Annotated in this window: 7 protein-coding genes; all 7 read right to left on the reverse strand. The window is 75.0% G+C overall.

Annotation, left to right across the window (positions count from 1 at the left end; all coding sequences use genetic code 11):
- Positions 1-24: 24 nt before the first annotated feature.
- Positions 25-17,292, reverse strand: a complete 17,268-nt coding sequence (locus tag ACGF5T_RS09515) for a type I polyketide synthase (RefSeq protein ID WP_366768827.1) — start codon at positions 17,290-17,292, stop codon at positions 25-27.
- Positions 17,293-17,523: 231 nt separating this feature from the next.
- The gene (locus ACGF5T_RS09520) at positions 17,524-18,177 is read right to left on the reverse strand and encodes a response regulator transcription factor (RefSeq protein WP_356612458.1); all 654 of its coding nucleotides are present in this window, start codon (positions 18,175-18,177) and stop codon (positions 17,524-17,526) included.
- Positions 18,167-19,465 (reverse strand): sensor histidine kinase, encoded by a 1,299-nt coding sequence (locus ACGF5T_RS09525; RefSeq protein ID WP_361019101.1) that lies wholly within the window; start codon positions 19,463-19,465, stop codon positions 18,167-18,169. Before ACGF5T_RS09525 ends, ACGF5T_RS09520 begins: the two co-directional genes overlap by 11 nt.
- Before the next feature lie 26 nt (positions 19,466-19,491).
- Positions 19,492-20,277 carry an ABC transporter permease gene (locus tag ACGF5T_RS09530; protein ID WP_356612454.1) on the reverse strand — a complete coding sequence of 262 codons (786 nt, stop codon included), beginning with the start codon at positions 20,275-20,277 and terminating at the stop codon, positions 19,492-19,494.
- Positions 20,274-21,176 (reverse strand): ABC transporter ATP-binding protein, encoded by a 903-nt coding sequence (locus ACGF5T_RS09535; RefSeq protein WP_356612453.1) that lies wholly within the window; start codon positions 21,174-21,176, stop codon positions 20,274-20,276. The genes ACGF5T_RS09530 and ACGF5T_RS09535 overlap by 4 nt, the downstream gene beginning before the upstream one ends.
- A gap of 154 nt (positions 21,177-21,330) precedes the next feature.
- On the reverse strand, positions 21,331-22,065 hold the full coding sequence (locus ACGF5T_RS09540) for a class I SAM-dependent methyltransferase (RefSeq protein ID WP_366768825.1): 735 nt from the start codon (positions 22,063-22,065) through the stop codon (positions 21,331-21,333).
- Positions 22,062-22,601 carry an FdtA/QdtA family cupin domain-containing protein gene (locus ACGF5T_RS09545; RefSeq protein ID WP_366768824.1) on the reverse strand — a complete coding sequence of 180 codons (540 nt, stop codon included), beginning with the start codon at positions 22,599-22,601 and terminating at the stop codon, positions 22,062-22,064. The genes ACGF5T_RS09540 and ACGF5T_RS09545 overlap by 4 nt, the downstream gene beginning before the upstream one ends.
- Between the last annotated feature and the right edge of the window lie 42 nt (positions 22,602-22,643).

The raw sequence follows: 22,643 nt of genomic DNA on the forward strand, positions 1-22,643 counted from the left end.
CAGCGGGCAGGACCGTACATGGCGTCAGGACTTGCCGAATTCGTTGTGGATGAGGTCGAAGAGGTCGTCGGCGCTCGCCGCGGCCAGGTCGAGGTCCGCGGTCTTGGGCTCGGAGCGGGCGGGTGGCACGGTCGCCGCGGCGCCGAGCCGGTCGGTGAGGTCGCGCAGGCGGGCCAGCAGGACCGCCGTCTCCGCGCCGTCGAGGGGGGTCTCGGCGAGCGCCGCCTCGAGCTTCTCCAGCCGGGCGACCGCGCTCTCGCCGCCCGCCGGGGCGGCCGGGTCGCTCACCAGGAGGCCGCGCAGGTGCGTGGCGAGGGCGGCGGGGGTCGGGTGGTCGAACACCAGGGTCGCGGGCAGGGTCTGCCCGGTGGCGACGTCGAGCAGGTTGCGCAGTTCGACGGCCATCACCGAGTCGGTGCCCAGGTCGCGGAAGTGCCGGTCCGGGTCGATGGCGGCCGGGGTGCCGTGGCCGAGTACCGCGGCGGTCCGGGAGACCACCAGGTCGACCAGGATGCGTTCCTGCTCCGCCCGCGGCGCGCCGGCCAGCCGTCCGGCCAGGCCCGGTCCCTGCCGGTCGGGGGCGGGCGGCGCGGGCCTGACCGCGGCGGGCAGCAGGTCGAGCAGGCGCCCGCCGCGCCCCGCTTCCAGGACGGGGCCGAAGCGGCTCCAGTCGATGCCGGCCACGCAGAGCGTCGTCCGCTGCTCGGCGAGGGCCGCCGCCAGCGACCGGAGGGCCTGCTCGGGCGGCAGCGGGGTGACGCCGGTGCGCTGCTGCTGCTCGCCCGCGGCCGTGCCCGCTCCCACGCCCGCTCCGGCCCAGGGCCCCCACGCGAGCGCCGTGGCGGTGCGCCCGGCCGCTCGGCGCCGCTCGGCGAAGGCGTCCAGCGCGGCGTTGCCCGCGGCGTACGCGGCCTGGCCGAGGTTGCCGACGACCCCGGCGAAGGAGGTGTAGAGCACGAACGCGTCCAGGTCATGGTCCGCGGTCAGTTCGTCGAGGTGGCGGACGGCCGCCAGTCGTGCGTGCACCGCGTCCCCGACGCGGCTCGGGGTGAGCGAGCCGATCACTCCGTCGTCCACCGTCCCCGCCGCGTGCACGACGCCGGTGAGCGGCAGGTCCTCGGGTATGCCGGCGAGTACCCCGGCGAGCGCGGCGCGGTCGGTGACCTCGCAGGCGGCGAGGGTGACGCGGCTGCCGAGGGCGGTCAGTTCGGCGGCGAGTTCACCGGCACCGGGCGCGTCCGGGCCCCGGCGCCCGACGAGCACCAGGTGCGCCACGCCCTGCCGGGCGAGCAGCCGGGCGGTGTGCGCGCCGAGTGCGCCGGTACCGCCGGTGACCAGCACGGTGCCGGCCGGCCGCCACTCGACGGGCGTACGGTCCCCGTTGCCGGGGGCGCTCTCGACGAGGCGCCTGCCGAGTACGCCGGTCCGGCGGATCGCCACCTGGTCCTCGGGGCCGTCGGCGCCGAGCAGCGCGGCCAGCCGTACGCCGGCCCGGTCGTCCCACTCGGCGGGGAGGTCGACCAGGCCGCGCCAGCCGCGGGGCATCTCCAGGGCCGCGACCCTGCCGAAGCCCCAGACGGCCGCCTGCTCGGGGTCGGGCCCCGGGTCGTCCGTGGAGACCCGCACCGCGCCCCGGGTGGCGCACCACAGCGGGCCCGGGACGGCCGCGTCGTCGAGCGCCTGCACGAGGGCGACCACGGAGGGCAGGGCGGCGGAGCCCGCGGCGGCCGGCAGAGCCAGCACACCGGCCGGGGTGGTCTCCGCCGTCGCGGCGCGGAACCGGGTCGCGAGGGTGGCGCGGTCGGTGTCTCCGGGGATGACGAGGGTACGTGCGCCGGCGCGGTGCAGCGCGCGGCTGATGTCGTCGGCGCCGGCGTCGGCGCCGCCGTCCTCGCCGGGCGGCGTGACCAGGAACCACGTGCCGGTCGGCCGGGCGGCTTCTTCGGTCACCGGCACCCAGCGGACCTCATACCGCCCCTCTCCGGAAGCGGTGCGCTGCCCGGCCGGGACGGTTTCGGGCCAGAAGCGGGTGTGCTGGAAGGGGTAGGGCGGCAGGGTGACGGGCGGGGCCTCGGGGAACACCGCCGCCAGGTCCACCGCCATCCCCCCGACCCACAGCCGCGCGACGGCCGCGAACAGGGACTCCACCTCCGGACGGCGCCGGCGCATCGCGGGCACCGCACCGGGGACGAGGCTGCTGAGGACGCCGTCGGGGCCGAGTTCCAGGAAGCGGGTGGCACCGGCCTCGTGAGCACGGCCGAGCGCGTCGGCGAAGCGGACCGGCTCGCGCACCTGGCCCACCCAGTACTCGGACGTGGCCAGGTCACCGGGAGCGGTGGTCAGGACCGGGATCTGCGGGGCGTGGTAGGTCAACGACCGCGCGACGGCCGCGAACTCGGCCAGCATCGGCTCCATCAGGCGGGAGTGGAAGGCGTGCGAGACCGCGAGGCGCTTCACCCGTATCTCCCGCGCCCGGAGTCGCTCCTCCAGCTCCGCGATCGCTGCCGCCCCACCGGAGACCGTCACCGATGTGGGCCCGTTCACCGCCGCCAGGTCCACCCCGTCAGGCAACGGCAACTCGGACTCGGCCACCTCCACGGCCAGCATCGCCCCGCCGCCCGGCAACGCGTCCATCAACCGCCCCCGCGCCGAAACGAGCATGCAGGCGTCGTCCAGCGACAGCACCCCGGCCACGTGAGCGGCGGCCAGCTCACCGATCGAATGGCCCACCAGCACATCCGGGGTCACACCCCACGACTCCAGCAGCCGGAACAGCGCCACTTCCAACGCGAACAACCCCGCCTGCGCGTAGACCGTCCGCTCCAGCAGCCCCGCGTCCTCGCCGAACACCACCTCCCGCAACGGACGTTCGAGATCCACCCGCGCACACACCGCGTCGAAGGCATCCGCGAACACCGGGAACGCCTCGTACAGCTCCCGGCCCATCCCCGACCGCTGCGAACCCTGACCGGAGAACAGCAGCGCCGTCGATCCTTCACGGGCTGTTCCTCGGACGGCTCTGGCGGACGGCTCGTCCGTCGTCAGTGCCGTCAGGCCCTCGGCGTACCCCGCGATGTCCTCGGCGAGCACGACGGCGCGGTGTGCCAGGCCGAGACTCGTCGTGGCGAGTGCCCGGCCCGCCGCGACACCGGAGACGCCGGGGTCGTCGCAGAGCGTCAGGAGCCCCTTCGCCCGCGCGTTCAGCGCAGCGCCGGAGTGGGCCGAGAAGGCCCACGGCAGTACGGAGCCCTGGGCCGGCGCCGAGGGTACGGCGACGTCGGCCTGTTCCAGGACGACATGGGCGTTCGTGCCGCTGATCCCGAACGAGGAGACGGCCGCCCGACGCGGCCGGTCGGCCCGGGTCGTCCACGGAGTGGTCTCGGTGAGGAGGCTCAGGCTGCCCGAGTCCCAGTCGACCGACGGTGACGGTTGTGCCGCGTGCAGGGTGCGGGGCAGCTCTCCGTGGGCCATCGCCAGCAGCATCTTGATGACGCCGGCGATGCCCGCGGCCGCCTGTGTGTGTCCGATGTTGGACTTCACCGACCCCAGGTGGAGGGGTTCCGAGCGGTCCCTGCCGTACGTCGCGAGCAGCGCCTCCGCCTCGATCGGGTCGCCGAGCCTCGTACCGGTGCCGTGTGCCTCCACCGCGTCGACCTCCGAGGGCCACAGCCCGGCCGAGTTCAGCGCGGCGCGGATCACCCGCTGCTGCGCGGGGCCGTTCGGCGCGGTCAGGCCGTTGGACGCACCGTCCTGGTTGACCGCGCTGCCCCGCAGCAGCCCGAGCACGCGATGGCCCTGGGCCCGGGCGTCCGAGAGCCGCTCCAGCAGGACCAGCCCGGCGCCCTCGCCCCAGCCGGTGCCGTCCGCGTCGGCCGAGAAGGCCTTGCAGCGCCCGTCGGCCGCCAGGCCGCGCTGGTGGGCGAACTCCAGGAACGCGGTGGGCGCGGCCATGACCGTGACACCGCCGGCGAGCGCCATCGAGCACTCCCCCGTCCGCAGTGACTGCGCCGCCAGGTGCAGGGCGACCAGGGACGACGAGCAGGCGGTGTCCACCGTGACGGCCGGGCCCTCCAGCCCGTACGTGTAGGAGATCCGGCCGGACAGCACGCTGGCCGCGCTGCCGGTGGCCACATGGCCCTCCAGCCCCGATCCGGTGGCGGGGAACAGCCCGGCGTAGTCCTGGCCGTTCGTGCCCACGAAGACGCCGACACGGCTGCCCTGGAGGGAGGCGGGGTCCACACCGGCCCGCTCGAAGGTCTCCCAGGAGATCTCCAGCATCAGCCGCTGCTGCGGGTCCATGGCCTGCGCCTCGCGGGGGGAGACGCCGAACAGGTCCGCGTCGAAGCCGGCCGCGTCGGGCAGGAAGCCACCGCGACGTGCGAAGTCGGGGGCGCCGCGCAGGTCCCAGCCCCGGTCGACGGGGAAGTCGCCCACCAGGTCGAGGCCTCGGGAGAGCAGATCCCAGAACTCCTCCGGGGTGGCCGCGCCGGGGAACCGGCAGCCCATCGCGACGATGGCGACGGGGTCCTCGGGCGCGGCGGGCGCGGGGAGGCCAGGGGTCGCGGTGGCGGCGGTCCCGGTGCCGCCGGTCAGTTCGGCGCGCAACCGGGTGGCGAGGGCGGCCGGTGTGGGGTGGTCGAAGATCAGGCCCGCCGGGAGCGGGAGCCCGGTGGCGGCCCGCAGGGCGTTGCGCAGCTCGACGGCGGTGAGTGAGTCGAATCCCAGGTCGCGGAAGGCCTTGTCGGGTGCGACGGTGGCCGCCGTACCGTGGCCCAGCACGAAGGCCGCCAGGGTGCGTACCAGTTCCTCGGTGATCCGGCGTCGCTCGCCCTCACCGGCGGCGGCGAGGCGCGCCGCGAGGCCGGTGGCGTCGCCGGAGTCCTCGGCACCGTCCGGTGTGTCGGCGGGGACGAGTTCGCGCAGCAGCGGGCTGGGGCGTGCCGCGGTGAAGCCGGTGGCGAACCGCCTCCAGTCGACGTCCGCGACGACGACGGCGGCGGCGTCGGGCGTCCCGTCGCCGTCGGCGACCGCGGCGCCGAGCATCCGCCCGAGGACGGTGACGGCGAGGTCCGGTGGCAGGGGGGTCAGTCCGGAACGGCGCAGCCGCTGGGTGAGCGCCTCGTCCTCGGCCATACCGGTCTCCGCCCACGGCCCCCAGCCGATCGACGTGGCGGGCAGCCCCTGGACGCGGCGGCGCTCGGCGAGTGCGTCGAGATGGGCGTTGGCGGCGGCGTAGTTGGCCTGGCCCGCCGTGCCGACGGCGCCGGTGAAGGACGAGAAGAGGACGAAGGCGTCGAGCGGGAGGTCGCGGGTGAGGGTGTCGAGGTTCTCGGCGGCCAGGGTCTTGGCCCGGAGCACCTGTTCGAAACGTTCGGGTGTCAGGCTGTCGAGTACGCCGTCGTCCAGCACACCGGCCGCGTGCACGACGGCGGTGAGCCGGTGCTCCTCCGGTATCCCGGCGAGCAGGGCGGCGAGCGCGTCGTGGTCGGCTGCGTCGCAGGCCACGGCCGTCGCCGTGGTGCCCGCTGCCGCCAGTTCGGCGGCCAGCTCCGCGACGCCGGGCGCCTCGGGGCCGCGCCTGCTGACGAGCAGCAGCCGGCTGTGGCCGCGCGCGGCGAGCAGGCGGGCCACCTGGGCACCGAGCGCGCCGGTTCCGCCGGTGACCAGCACGGTGCCACCGGTGCCCCCGGTGCTGCCCACGCTGCCGGTGCGGGGCACGGGGGCCGCGGTCGGGGCGATCGGTGTGGCGGCGACGAGACGGCGGGCGAAGACGCCTTCGGCCCGGATCGCCACTTGGTCCTCTCCGTCGCCGACGCGTGCGCCGCCGGCAGCGAGTACGGCGCAGAGCCGGTTCCCCGCCCGGGCATCCAGGATCTCGGGCAGGTCGACCAACCCACCCCAGACATGGGGGAGTTCGAGGGCGGCTCCCCGGCCGAATCCCCAGATCTGGGCTTGGGCGGGGTCGGGTGGGCCGTCGGAGCGGCCGGTCGAGACCGCACCCCGGGTGAGGGTCCACAGGGGGACGTCGGTGTCGGCGCAGGCCTGGGTGAGCGCCAGGGTGGCGGCCAGCCCCCGGCTGAGGGCCGCCCCCGTGCGGGAGACACCGGTGTCGGTCCCCAGCAGCGAGACGACGCCCGCGAGTTCGCCGCAGGAGCGCAACCGGTCGGCGAGGGCGGTCCGGTCGGCTCCGGGGTCCGGGTGGGCGAGCACGGTGGCGCCGCTGCGGCGCAGCGCGTCGGCGACCTGCCCGTCCAGGGCGTCCGGGGCGTCCGGGGCGTCCGGGGCGTCTGCGCCGACCGGGGTGTCAGCGTTGACCGGGCTGTCCGGGCCGATGACGAGCCAGACGCCGTCGAGCACGGTGGGCGCCGGAGCGACGGGCCGCCAGACCGCCCGGTAGTACCAGGAACCGACGGCCGCCTCGGTGCGCCGGCGGTCGTGCCAGGACGCGAGGTGCGGCATCAGGTCGGCCAGTCCGCGCCGTGCTTCGTCGTCGGGCAGGCCCAGGGTGTCGGCGAGCCGGTCGACCTCCCGCCCGGCGACGGCCGTCCAGAATCCGGCCTCGGCCCGTTCCCGGGGGGCCGTGCCGCCGCCGTCGGCCGCGGTGTCGGGCCAGTAGCGCCGGCGCTGGAAGGCATAGGTCGGCAACTCGACGGCGTGGCCCCCGAGCGGCGCGAAGTACCTGTCCCAGGCGATGTCGGCGCCGCGTACGTACATCTCGGCGACGCCGCGCAGCAGCGTGATGTGCTCGTCGTGGCCGGAGCGCAGGGCGGGGACGGCGATGACGTCCTCGGTGAGGTGCGCGACGAGGGCGGACAGGGGGCCGTCGGGGCCGAGTTCCAGGAAGCGGGTGGCGCCGGCCCCGTGAGCACGGCCGAGCGCGTCGGCGAAACGGACGGGCTCGCGCACCTGGCCCACCCAGTACTCGGGCGTGGCCAGGTCGCCGGGGGCGGTGGTGTCCACCGGGATCTGCGGGGCGTGGTAGGTCAACGACCGGGCCACGGCCGCGAAGTCGGCCAGCATCGGCTCCATCAGGCGGGAATGGAAGGCGTGTGAGACCGCCAGCCGCTTCACCCGCACGTCCTGCGCCCGAAGCCGCTCCTCCAGCCCTGCGACCGCCTCCGCCTCCCCCGACACCGTCACCGACATGGGCCCGTTCACCGCCGCCAGCTCCACCCCGTCAGGCAGCTCCAGAGCTTCCTCGGCCACCTCCACGGCCAGCATCGCCCCGCCCTCGGGCAACGCGTCCATCAACCGTCCCCGCGCCGACACCAGCACGCAGGCATCGTCGAGGGACAGCACTCCCGCGCAGTGCGCCGCGGCCATCTCCCCCACCGAGTGACCCACCAGCACATCCGGCACCACACCCCACGACTCCACCAGCCGGAACAACGCCACTTCCAGCGCGAACAACCCCGCCTGCGCGAACACCGTCCGCTCCAACAACGCGGCGTCCTCGCCGAACACCACCTCACGCAACGGGCGCCCCACATCCACCCGCGCACACACCGCGTCGAAGGCGTCCGCGAACATTGGAAACGCCTCGTACAGCTCCCGGCCCATCCCCACCCGCTGCGCACCCTGACCGGTGAACAGGAACCCCGTGCGCCCGGGCGAGGCGACTCCGGCCGGCGCCTGGCCGCGTCCGGCCGCCAGCGCGTCCAGTGCGCGCAGCAGTTCCTCGCGGCCCGTCCCCAGCACCACCGCCCGGTGCTCCAGTGCCGCGCGCCGGGTCGCCAGGGAGAGCGCGATGTCGGCCGGCTCCTCGGCCGCGGCCGTCTCGCGCAGCCGGGCCGCCTGGGCGCGCAGTCCCTCCGGCGAGGCACCGCTCAGCACCCAGGGCACGAGCGTGTCCGGCACTCGGGTGTCCCGGCGGGGGGCTGGTTCGTCCCCGTCCGGTGCCTGTTCGATCACGGTGTGCGCGTTGGTGCCGCTGATCCCGAACGACGAGACCGCCGCGCGGCGGGGTCGCCCGGCCGACGGCCACTCCCGCTCCTCGGTGAGCAGTTCCACCGCTCCCGCCGACCAGTCCACGTGCGACGAGGGTGCGTCGGCGTGCAGGGTGCGGGGCAGCACGCCGTGCCGCAGCGCCAGGATCGTCTTGATGATGCCGCCGACGCCCGCCGCCGCCTGGGTGTGCCCGATGTTGGACTTCAACGACCCGAGCCACAGCGGTCGTTCCGCGTCCCGGCCCTGCCCGTACGTGGCCAGCAGCGCCTCCGCCTCGACCGGGTCGCCCAGCTTCGTGCCCGTACCGTGCGCCTCCACCATGTCCACGTCGCCGGGCGCCAGGCCCGCGTCGGCGAGAGCGGCGCGGATGACCCGCTGCTGCGAGGGGCCGTTCGGCGCCGTGAGGCCGTTGGACGCGCCGTCCTGGTTGACGGCCGAGCCGCGCACCACCGCGAGGACGGTGTGCCCGTGGCGTCGCGCGTCGGACAGCCGCTCCACCAGCAGCACCCCGGCGCCCTCCGACCAGCCGGTGCCGTCCGCGTCCGCCGAGAAGGACTTGCAGCGGCCGTCGGGCGCGAGTCCCCGCTGCTTGCTGAAGTCCACGAACACGCCGGGTGCGGACATCACGGTGACACCGCCGACGACGGCCATCGAGCACTCGCCCGCACGCAGGGACCTCGCGGCCAGGTGCAGCGCCACCAGGGACGACGAACACGCCGTGTCCACCGTCACGGCCGGGCCCTCCAGCCCGTACGTGTAGGCGATCCGACCGGACACCACGCTGCCGGCGCCCCCGGTGGCCCGGTAGCCCTCGGTCTCGGGAAGGGCCTCGGCGGCCTGCGCGTAGTCGTGGTACATGACGCCGGCGAAGACACCGGTGTCGCTGCCGCGCAGGCCGGCCGGGTCGATGCCGGCCCGCTCGAAGGCCTCCCAGGACAGCTCCAGCAGCAGCCGCTGCTGGGGGTCCATCGCCAGCGCCTCGCGCGGCGAGATGCCGAACAGTTCCGCGTCGAAGTCGGCGGCATCGTGCAGGAAGCCGCCGTGCCGTGCGTAGGTGGTGCCGGGGCTGGCCGGGTCGGGATCGTGGAGGCGCGCGAGGTCCCAGCCGCGGTCGGTGGGGAAGCCGGTGATGCCGTCGCGGCCCTCCCGGACCATCCGCCAGAGTTCCTCCGGGCCGTCCACACCGCCCGGGTAGCGGCAGCTCATCGCGACGACGGCGATCGGCTCGTCCGCACCGGCGGCGTTCCGCGGGCGCGGTACGGCCGTGTCCGCGGTGGTGCCGCTCAGCTCCTCGCAGAGGTGGGCGGTCAGCGCGGCGGGGCTGGGGTGGGAGAAGACCAGGGTGGCGGCCAACCGCAGCCCGGTGGCGGCGGCGAGCCGGTTGCGCAGTTCGACGCCGGTGAGGGAGTCGAAACCGAGGTCCTTGAAGGTGCGGCCGGTGTCCACTCCGGTACCGGAGGAGTGTCCCAGCACGGCCGCGACGGTCGTTCGCACCAACTCCTCGACGGCGCGCGTCCGCTCGGGCTCGGGCAGTGCGGCGAGGCCGTCGGCGCCCGCGGACGACCGGGCGGCGGCCGAACGGAGCACGGGGCGCGCCAGATGCCGCAGCAGCGGCGGTACGTAGCCGTCGCCGGGGGCGGGTTCGGCGGCCGTGGCCAGTACGTGGGCGGGCCCGGCGGTCACGGCCGCGTCGAGCAGCCGCACGCCCCGGTCGGGGTCGAGCGCGCCGCCCAGCGCGGCGAAGCGCACGCGGTCCGTCGTACCGAGTCCGGCGGCCATGCCCTCGGTTCCGCCCCACAGCCCCCAGCCCACCGCGACGGCGGGCAGGTGCTCGGCGCGGCGGCGGGCGGCGAGCCCGTCGAGGAAGGCGTTGGCCGCCGCGTACGACGCCTGGCCGGCGGTGCCGAAGGCGGCGGCCACGGACGAGAACAGGACGAAGGAGGTGAGGCCGAGGTGGCGGGTCGCCTCGTCGAGGAGGGCGGCCGCCTCGGCCTTGGGGCGCAGCACCGCGGCAGCGCGTTCGGGGGTCAGCGAGGTGAGCAGGCCGTCGTCGAGGACGCCCGCGGTGTGGACGACGGAGGTGACGGGGTGGTCGGCGAGCACCTGGTCGAGGTCGCCCCGGTCGGCGGCGTCACCGGCGACGACCACCACGGTGGTCCCCCGCGCGGTCAGTTCGGCGGCGAGGGCGGCCGCACCCGGCGCCTCGGGGCCGCGCCGGCTGAGCAGCACCAGACCCGCGACCTCGTGCGCGCAGACCAGGTGGCGGGCGACGCGGGCGCCGAGCGCCCCGGTGCCGCCGGTGATGAGAACGGTGTCGTGCGGGCCCCACGGTGGGGTGGCTCCGGCCCGCAGCCGGGACGCGCGCGGGGTGAGCGGGGTGCCGGCGCGGAGGGCGACCTGGGGTGTGTCGGCGGGCAGGCCGGCGGCGAGGGCGGCGGCCGACGCTGCCGTGCCGTCCAGGTCCGCGAGGCCGAACCGGCCCGGGTGTTCGGCCTGCGCGGACCGCAGCAGGCCCCAGACCGCGGCGGCGGCGGGATCGACGCTCTCACCGTCGGCCGTGGCGACGGCGTTCCGGGTGACGACCAGCAGCCGGCTGCCGGAGCGGCGCTCGTCGTCCACCCAGTCGCGCACCAGTCCGAGTACGGCACTGACCGTGTCGTGCGTGCGCCGCGCGAGGGCCGCGCCGGTCGCGGACGGCTCCGGGCCGGCGCCCACGCAGGCGAGCACCGTGCCGGGCACGGTCGCCACGGCCGCCACGTCCGCCAGGGTGGCCGGGCCGGGGAAGGAGCCTGCCGCGGTGACCGTGTCGAGGAGGTCGGTGGGGCCCACCGGTACGGCCGCGTACGGCACGTCGCGGTCCCCGTCGCCGGCGGGGGCCCAGTCGACGCCGTGGAGCACGCCGGAGGCCGTGTCGCCCAGCCGGTCGGCGGTCACGGGCCGGAAGGCGAGCGACCGCACCGTCAGCACGGGCGCGCCCGCCGGGTCGGCGAGGCGGACCGTGTACTCGTCGGCACCGCGCCGGGTCAGGGTGACGCGCAGCGCGGTGGCGTCGAGGGCGTGCCGGGTCACGCCGGACCAGGCGAACGGCAGCAGGGTCGCGCCGTCCTCGCGGAGCAGGCCGGTGGCACCGAGGGCGTGGAGCGCGGCGTCGTACAGCGGGGCCTGCGGCCCTTCGGGCAGCTCGACCTCCGCGTACACCGTGTCCCCGTCGTGCCAGGTGGCGCGCAGGCCCCGGAAGGCGGGGCCGTAGGAGAGGCCGGCGGCCGCGAGCGCGTCGTAACCGGGTGCGGTGGCCGTACCCGTGGGGTGCCAGGGGTCGCGTGTCCCGGGGGCGTCCGCGAGCGGGCGGACCGGCTCCAGGACGCCGGCGGCGTGGGTGGTCCAGAGCGCACCGGGATCGCCGTCGGGGCGGCTGTGGATCTCGACGGTCCGGTCGGCCACGGTCATCTGGAGCTGGACGGCGCCCTGTTCGGGCAGGACCAGGGGCTCGCGCAGGGTCAGCTCGGCGAGTCCTGGCAGCCCCGCGCCGGTTCCCGCGTGGAGGGCGAGATCGACGAGGGCGGTTCCGGGCAGCACGACCCGGCCGTGGACCATGTGGTCGGCCAGCCAGGGGTGGGTGGCGAGGCCGACGACGCCGGTCCAGACCAGCCCGCCGTCGCCCGCCAGGGGCACGACGGCACCCAGCAGCGGATGGCCGGCCGTGTTGACGCCCGCGGCGGCGAGTGCGGTGGTGGAGGCGGTCCGGGAGGTCCAGTAGCGGGTGCGCTGGAAGGCGTAGGAGGGTAGTTCCACGAGGCGGGAGGCGCCCGTACCGGCGACGGCCGCCCAGTCCAGTGGCACGCCGCGGGTCCACAGCACCGCGGCGGCGTGGGCGGGCCCGGTGCCGTCCTGGCCGCGACGCAGCAGCGGTACGGCGACAGCCTCCTCCAGGAGGACCGGGACGAGGGCGGACAGGACGCCGTCGGGGCCGAGTTCCAGGAAGGTCCGCACCTCGGGGAGCGAGGCGAGTGCGTCGGCGAACCGGACGGGCTCGCGTATCTGCCCCACCCAGTACTCCGGGGTGTCGATCGCACCGGGGGCCGTGGTGCGGACCGGGATCCGGGGGGCGTGGTAGGTCAGCGACTCCGCGACGGCGGCGAAGTCGGCCAGCATGGGCTCCATCAGGCGGGAGTGGAAGGCGTGCGAGACCGCCAGCCGTTTGACGCGTGTCTCCTGGGCCCGGAGTCGCTCCTCCAGCTCCGCGATCGCTGCCGCCTCACCGGAGACCGTGACCGATGTGGGTCCGTTGACCGCGGCCAGGTCCACTCCGTCGGGCAGCTCCAGGTCCTCCTCGGCCACCTCCACGGCCAGCATCGCTCCGCCCTCGGGCAGCGCGTCCATCAACCGACCCCGAGCGGACACCAACGCGCAGGCATCGTCGAGCGACAGCACTCCCGCGCAGTGTGCCGCCGCCAGCTCACCGATTGAATGGCCCACCAGCACGTCCGGGACCACTCCCCAGGACTCCGCCAGCCGGAACAGCGCCACCTCCAGCGCGAACAGCCCCGCCTGCGCGTAGACGGTCCGCTCCAGCGGGCCCGCGTCCTCGCCGAACACCACCTCCCGCAACGGACGCTGGAGATCGACACCCGCACACACCGCGTCGAAGGCGTCCGCGAACACCGGAAACGCCCCGTACAGCTCCCGCCCCATCCCCACCCGCTGCGCACCCTGGCCGGTGAACAGGAACCCCGTGCGTCCGGGCGACGCGACCCCGTGCAGCACACCGGCCGCGTCGTGGCCCTCCGTCACCGCGTCCAGGCGGGCCGCGAGCTCCTCGCGGTCGGCCGCGAAGAGGGCCGCGCGGTGGTCCAGCGGGAAGCGGGTGGTCGCCGACGACCGGGCGATCGCGGTCGTCGGTACGGACGGTTCGGCGTCCAGGAAGGCGCGCAGCCGGGCCGCCTGGGCGCGCAGGGCGGCGGCCCCGTGCCCGGAGAGGAGTACGGGCAGCGCGAGGCGGGGCGCGGGTTCCTCCTCGTCCGGGACGGCCGGTGCGGGTGCCGCCTCGATGACCGCGTGAGCGTTGGTGCCGCTGATGCCGAACGAGGAGACACCCGCCCGGTACGGCCGGTCCGCGGGAGGCAGGGTCACGTTCTCGGTGAGCAGCCGCACGGCGCCCGCCGACCAGTCCACGTGCGGCGTCGGCTCGTCGGCGTGCAGGGTGCGGGGCAGCACGCCGTGCCGCAGCGCCAGGACCGTCTTGATGACGCCGGCGACACCGGCGGCGGACTGGGTGTGCCCGATGTTGGACTTCAACGACCCCAGCCACAGCGGGCGTCCGGCGTCCCGGTCCTGCCCGTAGGTGGCCAGCAGTGCCTGCGCCTCGATCGGGTCGCCCAGCCGTGTCCCGGTGCCGTGCGCCTCCACCACGTCCACGTCGGAGGGTTCCAGGCCGGCCGCGTCGAGGGCCGCCCGGATGACCCGGCGCTGGGCCAGGCCGTTGGGTGCGGTCAGCCCGTTGGAGGCCCCGTCGGAGTTGACGGCGGAGCCCCGCAGCACGGCCAGCACCTGCTGCCCGTCGGCCAGCGCGTCGGACCGGCGGCGCAGGACGAGCATGCCCGCGCCCTCGGACCACCCGGTGCCGTCGGCCCGTGCCCCGAACGCCTTGCAGCGGCCGTCCGGGGAGAGGCCGTCCTGCCGCGCGAACTCGACGAGGACACCGGGCGTCGCCATCAGGGTGACGCCACCCGCCAGGGCGGTGGAGCACTCCCCCGCGCGCAGCGACTGCGCCGCCAGGTGCAGCGCCACCAGCGACGACGAACAGGCGGTGTCCACGGTCACCGCCGGACCGTCGAACGCGAAGGCGTAAGCGATCCGGCCGGAGGCGACGCTCGCGGTCGTACCGGTCAGTAGGTAGCCCTCGGAACTCTCGGCGGGCTCGTGCATCCGGGGGCCGTAGTCCTGCGCGGTGGCCCCGACGAAGACGCCGGTGCGGCTGCCGCGCACGTCGGCCGGGTCGGTGCCGAGCCGCTCCAGCGCCTCCCACGTGACCTCGAGGAGCAGCCGCTGCTGCGGGTCCATGGCGACGGCCTCGCGCGGCGAGATGCCGAAGAGCCCGGCGTCGAAGCCCGCGATGTCGTCCAGGAACCCGCCGGCCGTGGGAAGTGGGGTGTCGAGTGCGGCCAGGGCGGGCTGCCAGCCCCGGTCCTCGGGCAGGCCGGTCAGTACCTCGCGGCCCTCGCTCAGCGCGTCCCACAGCGCCGCGGGCGAGTCGATGCCGCCGGGGAAGCGGCAGGCCATGGAGACGATGACGACGGGGTCGTCGGCGTCGGCGGGCTGCGGGGCGGGCGTGGCGCGGGAGGGGCGGGCGGCGTCCTCACCGCGCAGCACGTCGCACAGGTGGCGGGCGGCCGCGGCCGGGGTGGGGTGGTCGAAGAGGAAGGTGGGCGGCAGGGTGAGCCCGGTGGCCGCGGCGAGCCGCGTCCGCAGCTCGACCAGGGTCAGGGAGGCGATCCCGAGGGCCTTGAAGGTCTGTTCCGGGTCCACGTCCCCGGCCGCGGCGAACCCGCCGACCACGGCGGCGTGGGACCGGATCAGCTCGCGCACCGTGCTGCGGGCGGACTGCGGCGAGAGGGCGCGCAGCCGGTCGCGCAGTGAGTCGTCCGGGGTGGCGGCCGTGTCCGGGTCGGCGCCGGTGGCCGGGTCGGCGGCGTCCCGGACGGATTCGCCGGTGCCGTTCCAGAGCGCGGCGGCCTCGCCGGGCCGCCAGTGGCGCTTCCGCTGGAAGGCGTACGTGGGCAGGTCCACGACCGTGCCCGGCGGGGCGGGCAGCCGGACGTCGCGGCCGTGGGCGAGCAGTTCGGCGGCGGAGGCGAGCAGCCGCGCGCGCCCCCCTTCGCCGCGCCGCAGCGAGCCGACCACCGCGGTGTCGGGCGCGTCCAGCTCGGCCAGGGTGTCGCGTACGGCGGCCACCAGTACGGGGTGCGGGGTGGTTTCGACGAGGAAGCGGAAGTCCTCGTCGGCGAGCCGCCGGACGGCGGCGGCGAACTCGACGGTGGACCGCAGGTTGCGGTACCAGTAGGCGGCGTCCAGGCCGGCCGTGTCGGTCCACTCGCCGGTGACGGTGGAGAGGAACGGCACCTCGGACGTCCGGGGTTCGATGTCCGCGAGCGCGGTCAGCAGCTCGTCCCGGATCAGCTCGACGTGCGAGGAGTGCGAGGCGTAGTCCACCGGTACGCGCCTGGTCTCGACGCCGTACGTCACGCACCGTGCCGCGAAGTCGTCGAGGGCGTCCACCGGTCCGGAGACCACGACCGCGGTGGGTCCGTTGTCGGCGGCGATCGAGAGGGCGGGCGCGGTCTCCAGCCACGGGCGGACCTGTGCCGCCCCGGCCTGCACGGACAGCATCCCGCCCTGTCCGGCCAGGGCGCCGATGGCGCGGCTGCGCAGGGCGACGACCTTGGCCGCGTCCGGCAGCGACAGCGCGCCCGCCACGCAGGCCGCGGCGATCTCGCCCTGGGAGTGTCCGGCGACGGCGTCGGGGACGACACCCAGTGACCGCCAGGTCTCGGCCAGCGCCACCATCACGGCGAAGAGCGCGGGCTGCACGACGTCGACCCGCTCCAGCGTGGGCGCGCCCTCGGCGCCGCGCAGGACGTCCGTCAGCGAGAAGTCGGTGTACGGGGCGAGCGCCTCCGCGCAGGCGTGGAGCGCACCGGTGAACACCTCGTCGGTGTCGAGGAGTCCGGTGGCCATGGCGGGCCACTGCGAACCCTGCCCGGAGAAGATCATGGCCAGCCGTCCGGTGCGCGCGGCGCCCTCGCTGACGCCCGTCGCCGGCAGTCCGGCGGCCACCGCGGAGAGCTGGGCGAGCAGCTGCTCCCGGTCCTCGGCGAGGAGCACGGCGCGCCGGGCGAAGCGGGTCCGGGTGGTGGCCAGCGAGTGGGCCACGTCCGCCACGGCCAGGTCGGCTCCCTCCACCGCGTCCTTCAACCGGGCGGCCTGGGCGCGCAGCGCCTGCGTGGTGTGGCCGGAGACCAGCACGGGCACGGGAGGAGTGGTCCCGTCGGCTGTGGGAGTCGGCGGCTCGGTGGCCGGCCGGGCCAGCGGGTCGGGTGCGGGGCCCAGCACCAGGTGGCAGTTGGTCCCGCCCATGCCGAAGGAGCTGACCCCGACGAATCCCTCGCCGCCCAGCGGGCTCGCCTCGGTCTGCACCCGCAGGTTCAGCCGTTCCAGCGGGATACCGGCGGGCGGGGAGGCGAAGTTGAGGCTCGGGGGGACGACGCCCCGCTCGACGACGAGCGTGGCCTTCAGCAGGCCCGCGATGCCGGCCGCGCCCTCGAGGTGCCCGATGTTGGTCTTCACCGAGCCGACCGGCAGCGGCGCGGTGCGTGCGGTGCCGAGGGCGGCGCCGAGGGCGGCGGCCTCGACGGGGTCGCCGACCGGGGTGCCGGTGCCGTGCAGTTCGACGTAGCCGACCGCGTCCGGGGCGATCCCGGCGCGGGCGTGTGCGGCGCGCAGGACGGCCTCCTGGGCGGCGGCGCTGGGGGTGGTGAGGCTGGGGCCGCCGCCGTCGTTGTTGACGGCATTGCCGTGGACGACCGCGTGGATCCGGTCGCCGTCGGTGAGGGCGCGGGCCAGCGGTTTGAGGACGACGACCCCACCGCCCTCACCGCGTACGAACCCGTTGGCGCGGGCGTCGAAGGTGAAGCAGCGGCCGTCCGGGGACAGTCCGCCGAAGCGCAGCGCGGAGACGGTGCTGTCGGGGGCCAGGACGAGGTTGACACCACCGGCGAGGGCCAGCTCGGACTCGCCGCGCGCCAGGCTCTCGCAGGCGAGGTGGACGGAGACCAGGGAGGAGGACTGGCCGGCGTCCACGGTGAGGCTGGGGCCGTGCAGCCCGAGGGTGTAGGACAGGCGGTTGGCGATGAGGCCGCGCTGCAGTCCCGGCATGGAGTGCCGGTCGATGCCGGCGTCCCCCGCACGGTGCAGGAGTGCGGCGTAGTCGTCCCAGATGGCGCCGAGGAAGACGCCGGTGCGGCTGCCGCTGAGGCCCGCGGGGAGGTGCCGGGCGTCCTCCAGCGCCTCCCAGGCGAGTTCGAGGGCGAGGCGCTGCTGCGGGTCGGTGGCGGCGGCCTCGCGCGGGGACATGCCGAAGAAGCCGGCGTCGAAGTCCGCGGCCCGTTCGATGAACCCGCCGCGTGTGACCGAGGGAACGCGCGCGCGGTCGGAGGGGATGTCGGTGATCGCGTCGGTCCCCGTGGCGAGCAGGTCCCACAGCGGTGCAGGTCCGGGCGCGCCGGGCAGCCTGCACGCGTACCCGATGATCGCGAAGGCCTCGGAACCACCGGTGTACGTATCCGACATGAATGCCCCGAAATCACTTGACGGCGCGAGATCGCCGGACCCGAATCCGGCCGGCTGCCAGGGCAGACGGTTACGCGCCCACCGTGGTCCGGCCGCTCTTCCTCGGCTGAAGCACTCCGACGCTAGCCAGGGGCCCGACGAGCGGCCAACCCCTAGCCTTGGCGCCGCCGCCCCTGACCAGGTGACTAGGGGGCGGCGGCGCGGTCCGGCCCAGGGGGGTACGGGGCGTGGTCAGCCCAGGAGGCCGCGACGGTAGGCGACCGCGACCGCGGCGGCCCGGTCCCTCGCGTCCAGCTTGTCGTAGATGTGGGTCAGGTGCGTCTTGACGGTCGCCTCGCTGATGAACAGCTCACGGGCGATCTCCCGGTTGGACGTGCCGCGCGCCACGTGCTCCAGCACTTGCAGTTCCCGCGCGGAGAGCGTGTCGTCGACAGGCCGCCGGGCGGGGCCGCGCACCGCCGTGACGAGGCGTGAGGCGACCGCCGGGGACAGCACGGTGCGGCCCTCCGCCGCCGCCCGGATGGCCGCGAACAGCTCGTCGCGCAGCGCGTCCTTCAGCAGGTATCCCGTCGCCCCGGCCTCGATCGCGGGAAGGGTGTCGGAGTCGGTGTCGTAGGTGGTGAGCACCAGCACGCGGGCCCGTGCGCCCCGCCGGGACAGCTCGGCGATGGCCTCCACGCCACTGCCGGCCGGCATGCGCAGGTCCATCAGGACGACGTCCGGGTCCATGCGCAGCGTCATCTCGACCGCCTCCGTGCCGCCGGACGCCTCTCCGAGCACGGTGAAGCCGTCCGCGGGCTCCAGCATGCCGCGCAGGCCGTCGCGCACCACCGGGTGGTCGTCGGCGATCAGCAGGGTGATCGTCCCGTTGTTCTCAGCGTCCATAGGGCACCGACGGTACGCGTGCCGACACGGCGGTGCCCAGGCCCGGCTCGGACTCCACGGTCAGCTCCCCCGCCAGCCGCTCCGCGCGGGCCCGCATGCCCTTGAGGCCGAACCCGGACACGGTGTCGCGCTCGGGCAGGGCGGACGGGTCGAAACCCCGGCCGTCGTCGCGCACGTCGAGCACGACCTCCTCGCCCATGTAGGAGAGGGTCACGCCGACCCGGGTGGCCCCGGCGTGGCGTGCCGCGTTGGACAGGGCCTCCGCCGCGATGCGCAGCAGCGTCCCCTGTACTTCCTCGTGCAGCGGTTCGTCGGAGCCGGTGAGGGCGAACTCGGCCTGTACCCCGGTGCGTTCGGACCAGCGGACGACGGTCTTCTTCAGCGCCTCGGGCAGGTCGTCCTCGGCCAGTGCGACGGGCGCGAGGTTGGCGACGGCCCGGCGTGCCTCGCCGAGGCTGTGGCGGGCCAGGTGCAGGGCGCGTTCGGCGTGGACGCGGGCCGGGCCCTGTTCCTGGGTGTCGGTGACGACCTGGAGCTGGGTGATGACGCCGGTCAGGTCCTGGGCGACGGTGTCGTGGATCTCCGCGGCGAGCCGGCGGCGCTCGTCGGCGATCCCGGCCTCCCTCGCCTGGAGCATCAGCTGGTCGTGCAGGGCGGCGTTCTCCACCAGGGCCCGCTCCAGCGCGTTGTTGGCGTGCTCCAGCTCGCGGATCGTCTCCACCCGTTCGCGGGCGCGGTCCTCCTCCTTCTCCGTGTCCTGCTGGACGGTCAGGAAGATTCCCGTGTTGACGGCGACGAGCATGCCGTAGAACACCCAGCTCGCCGTGTCGTCGGGGGGCAGGCCGCCGATCTGCGCGCCAGCGATCGTCGCGGCGGTGGCCAGCAGGCCGAGGGGAACCCAGCGGCGGGGCACCAGGCGCTCGGTGTCGAAGCATCCGGCCGCGGCGTAGAAGGCGCAGAACGGGTTGATCCAGGCCAGGCCGAACGCCAGGACCGAGCGCAGCGCGTAGTACAGGGCGCCGGCCGGGCCGGGGCCGGGGCGGCCGCGTGCCGCGCGGTCCCACCACAGTTGCAGGGCGAGCGCCGCGGCGGCGAGTATCCCGGCCGCCGTCCACTCGGTGCCGTCCATGCCGACCAGGGACGAGGTCGCCGCGGCGAGCACCAGGCCGACACCGAGGAGGACGGGAGGGCTGAAGCGCAGGAGCAGCCGGGGCTGCGCGGGGGGCGCGGCCTGCGGCTCGGGGACGGGGAGGGTCGCATCGGGTGCCACGCCCTCAGTGTCGGCCATGGCACCCGGCGCGCGTGACACGTTCGTCACTCCCAGCGGAACCAGCGCGTGGCGGACGCGGACAGTACCAGCGTCCACAGGGCCAGCACGCCGAGGTGGATCCAGTCCGGCCAGTCGCCGGCGGTGGCCTGGTTGAGGGCCTGGGCGGCGGCGCCGAAGGGCAGCGCCTCCACGATGGAGGCCATCAGGTCGGGCATCTGCTGGACGGGCATGTAGACGCCGGCCGCGAGCATCGCGGGGAAGAACACCGTCAGGCTGACCGCCTGGGCGATCTTCGCGGTGGGGGACAGCGCGGAGATCAGCGCGCCGAGCGCCATCAGGCACACCACCGCCAGCAGCAGGGTCAGCGCGTAGCCCAGGACCTCGCCCGGCAGGCCGACGTCGGAGACGACGCGCCCCACCGCGAGGGTGAGCACGGCGGAGATCAGCGACGCGACGGCGTGCAGTCCCACCTGGGCACCGAGAACGGCGGTGGGGCGCACCGGGGTGGTGGACATCCGGCGCAGGATGCCGCGCTCGCGGTAGCCGGTGATGACCGGGGGCATGGCCATCAGACCGGCCATGATCATGGAGAGGAGCACGGCGACGGGTACGTAGGCCTCGACGGTGGTGAGACCGCCGAGTTCGTCCATGGGCTCCGTCATGGAGGGGATGAAGCCGAGGACCACCAGCAGCAGCGTCGGGAAGGCCATGACCCAGAAGACCGAGCCGGGCTCGCGGAAGAACAGGAGCAGTTCGGCGCGGAGCACGGCCCGCCCGGGGCGGGGCGTGGCGGTGGTGGAGGGTACCGGGGGTGCGGTGGCGGCGCTCATGCGTCGGCTCCCGTCAGGTTGAGGAAGGCGTCGTCGAGGGTGGAGTCGGTGACGCGCAGCTGGTGGGCGCTGACCCGGTTGCGGGCGAGCAGGGTGATCACCGCGTTCACGGTCTCGTCGGTTCCGGCGAGGGTGATCCGTCCGTCGTGGTGGGAGACGGAGGCGAGGCCCGGCAGGGCCGCGAGGACGTCCTCGTCCAGCGGGCGGGAGGGGGTGAAGGAGATGACGGTGCCGCTCGCGGACTGCGCCACCAGGCCGGAGGGGGTGTCCAGTGCGGCGACCCGCCCCCGGTCGAAGATCGCGACCCGGTCGCACAGCCGCTGCGCCTCCTCCATGAAGTGCGTGACGAGGAGGATGGTGACGCCGCTCGCCCGGACCTCCTCGATCAGCGACCACACCTCGCGGCGCGCCGCCGGGTCCAGGCCGGTCGTCAGCTCGTCCAGGATGACGACCCGGGGGCTGCCGACCAGGGCGAGCGCGATGGCCAGCCGCTGCTTCTGGCCGCCGGAGAGCTGCGCGAACCGGGTGTCGAGCTTCTCCTCCAGGCCGAGGCGCGCGGCCAGGGCGCGCCAGTCGGCGGGGCGGGGGTAGCAGCCGGCGTAGAGCTGGAGTGCCTCGGTGACGGTCAGCTTTCCCTGCAGCTCGCTCTCCTGCAGCTGCGCGCCCACGATGAGGGTCGTCTTCGCACGGTCGGCGACCGGGTCGAGACCGCACACGCGGATCGTGCCGCTGTCCGGGACGCGCAGTCCGAGGATGGACTCGACGGTGGTGGTCTTGCCGGCGCCGTTGGGTCCGAGGACCCCGAAGATCTCACCCTCCTCCACCGCGAGGGAGACGCCGTCCACGACGGGACGTCCGCCGTAGCTCTTGCGCAGGTCGCTCACTTCGATGAGAGTCATGCTTCCACCGTGCCGGGCCGGGCCCGGTCGGCACATCGCCCATCACGCTCGTCAGGGGGATCAACCGATCGGTTGATCCCCCTTACGCCCCCTACGGGACGACCCCTACGACCCTGACGTCGCCTCGGGGTTCCTTCGGGGGCTCGGCCGCCGGTCAGGCGGCGGGGGCGGTCCCGACGAACAGGCCACGCGGTGCGAGCGGGCGTTTCACGTACTCGACCTCGCATCCCGCGCGGACGAAGGCGCTCTCGTACTCCTCGCGGGTGAACAGCGTGGTGCGGTGCACGTCGGAGAGGTGCGTGACACCGTCCTCCGCGGACGCCACCAGGTAGTGCACCTCCATGTGGCTGACCCCGCCGTCGCGGACGGAGTGGGACACGCGGACGTAGGTACGCCCGCCCGACTCGACCGTGTCGGTGCCCACGTAGCCCTCCAAAAAGTCCTCCGGGAGCCAGAAGGGTTCGATGACGATGACGCCGCCGGGCACGAGGTGGCGGGCGAAGCTGCGGAGGGTGGCGGTGAGTTCGTCGGGGTCGGCGCAGTACGCCACCCCGCTGAACAGGCTGACCACCGCGCCGAAGGTGCGGTCGAGGGTGAAGTCGCGCATGTCGCCCCGGTGGACGGGGACCCCGGTGTTCTTCCGGGCCAGCTGCACCATGTCCTCGGACAGGTCGAGGCCCTCGACGTGCCCGAAGGAGGCGGCGAAGCGCGCGAGGTGGTCGCCCGAGCCGCAGCCGACGTCCAGCAGCGAGTCGGCCTCCGGCAGCCGTTCCCGTACCAGGGACGTCACCAGGTCGGCCTCGCCCGTGTAGTCCTTGCCCCGGCCCCGGTAGAAGGCCTCGTACATCTCGCCGCGTTCGTAGATGGTCTGGTGCCGGTCGGTCCTCACGCGTCTGCTCCCAGGGGTCGTTCGGTCGTCTGTGTGTCCAGGTGCCGGTCGCCCGGCCCGTCCGTCCCCACCAGGCCGGCGACGGCTCCGGCACGGGGAAGGCGTGCGGTCCGCACGAACTCGTCGTAGTCGTAGAGGTAGTCGTCCAGTTCGTAGGGGGCCGAGGCGAGCACCAGGCAGAGCGCGTCGGGCGAGAAGCCGGCGAACTCGGTCCACACACCGGGTTCCACGTGGAGCGCCTGGTCCGGACGGTCCAGGCGCACCGTGGCGCGCGAGAAGCCGTCGTCCACGACGACCTCGAAGGATCCGGCGGCGGCCACGATCAGCTCGTGCAGTTCCCGGTGCACGTGCAGCCCCCTGACCGCCTGCGGCGGTACTCCGTGCACGAAGAAGACCCGCTCCACGGGGAAGTCGACGTGCTGTCCCCGCTCGATCACGGTGAGGGAGCCGCGCGGGTCGGTGTTGTCCGGGAGCGTGACGAGACGGCAGCCGCGCACCGTCTTCAGGGGCGCCTCGGGGCTCTGGTCTGTGACCATGGGGGCCTTCCTCAGGTGTGGGATGTGAGCTGTCCGGGCGCC

This window comes from Streptomyces sp. NPDC047853, assembly GCF_043204535.1.
Classification (GTDB): domain Bacteria; phylum Actinomycetota; class Actinomycetes; order Streptomycetales; family Streptomycetaceae; genus Streptomyces.

Bases quoted from the DNA above. Each gene is read 5' to 3' on its own strand.
- ACGF5T_RS09515 (WP_366768827.1), bottom strand. From the start codon at position 17,292: ATGTCGGATACGTACACCGGTGGTTCCGAGGCCTTCGCGATCATCGGG.
- ACGF5T_RS09520 (WP_356612458.1), bottom strand. From the start codon at position 18,177: ATGGACGCTGAGAACAACGGGACGATCACCCTGCTGATCGCCGACGAC.
- ACGF5T_RS09525 (WP_361019101.1), bottom strand. From the start codon at position 19,465: ATGGCCGACACTGAGGGCGTGGCACCCGATGCGACCCTCCCCGTCCCC.
- ACGF5T_RS09530 (WP_356612454.1), bottom strand. From the start codon at position 20,277: ATGAGCGCCGCCACCGCACCCCCGGTACCCTCCACCACCGCCACGCCC.
- ACGF5T_RS09535 (WP_356612453.1), bottom strand. From the start codon at position 21,176: ATGACTCTCATCGAAGTGAGCGACCTGCGCAAGAGCTACGGCGGACGT.
- ACGF5T_RS09545 (WP_366768824.1), bottom strand. From the start codon at position 22,601: ATGGTCACAGACCAGAGCCCCGAGGCGCCCCTGAAGACGGTGCGCGGC.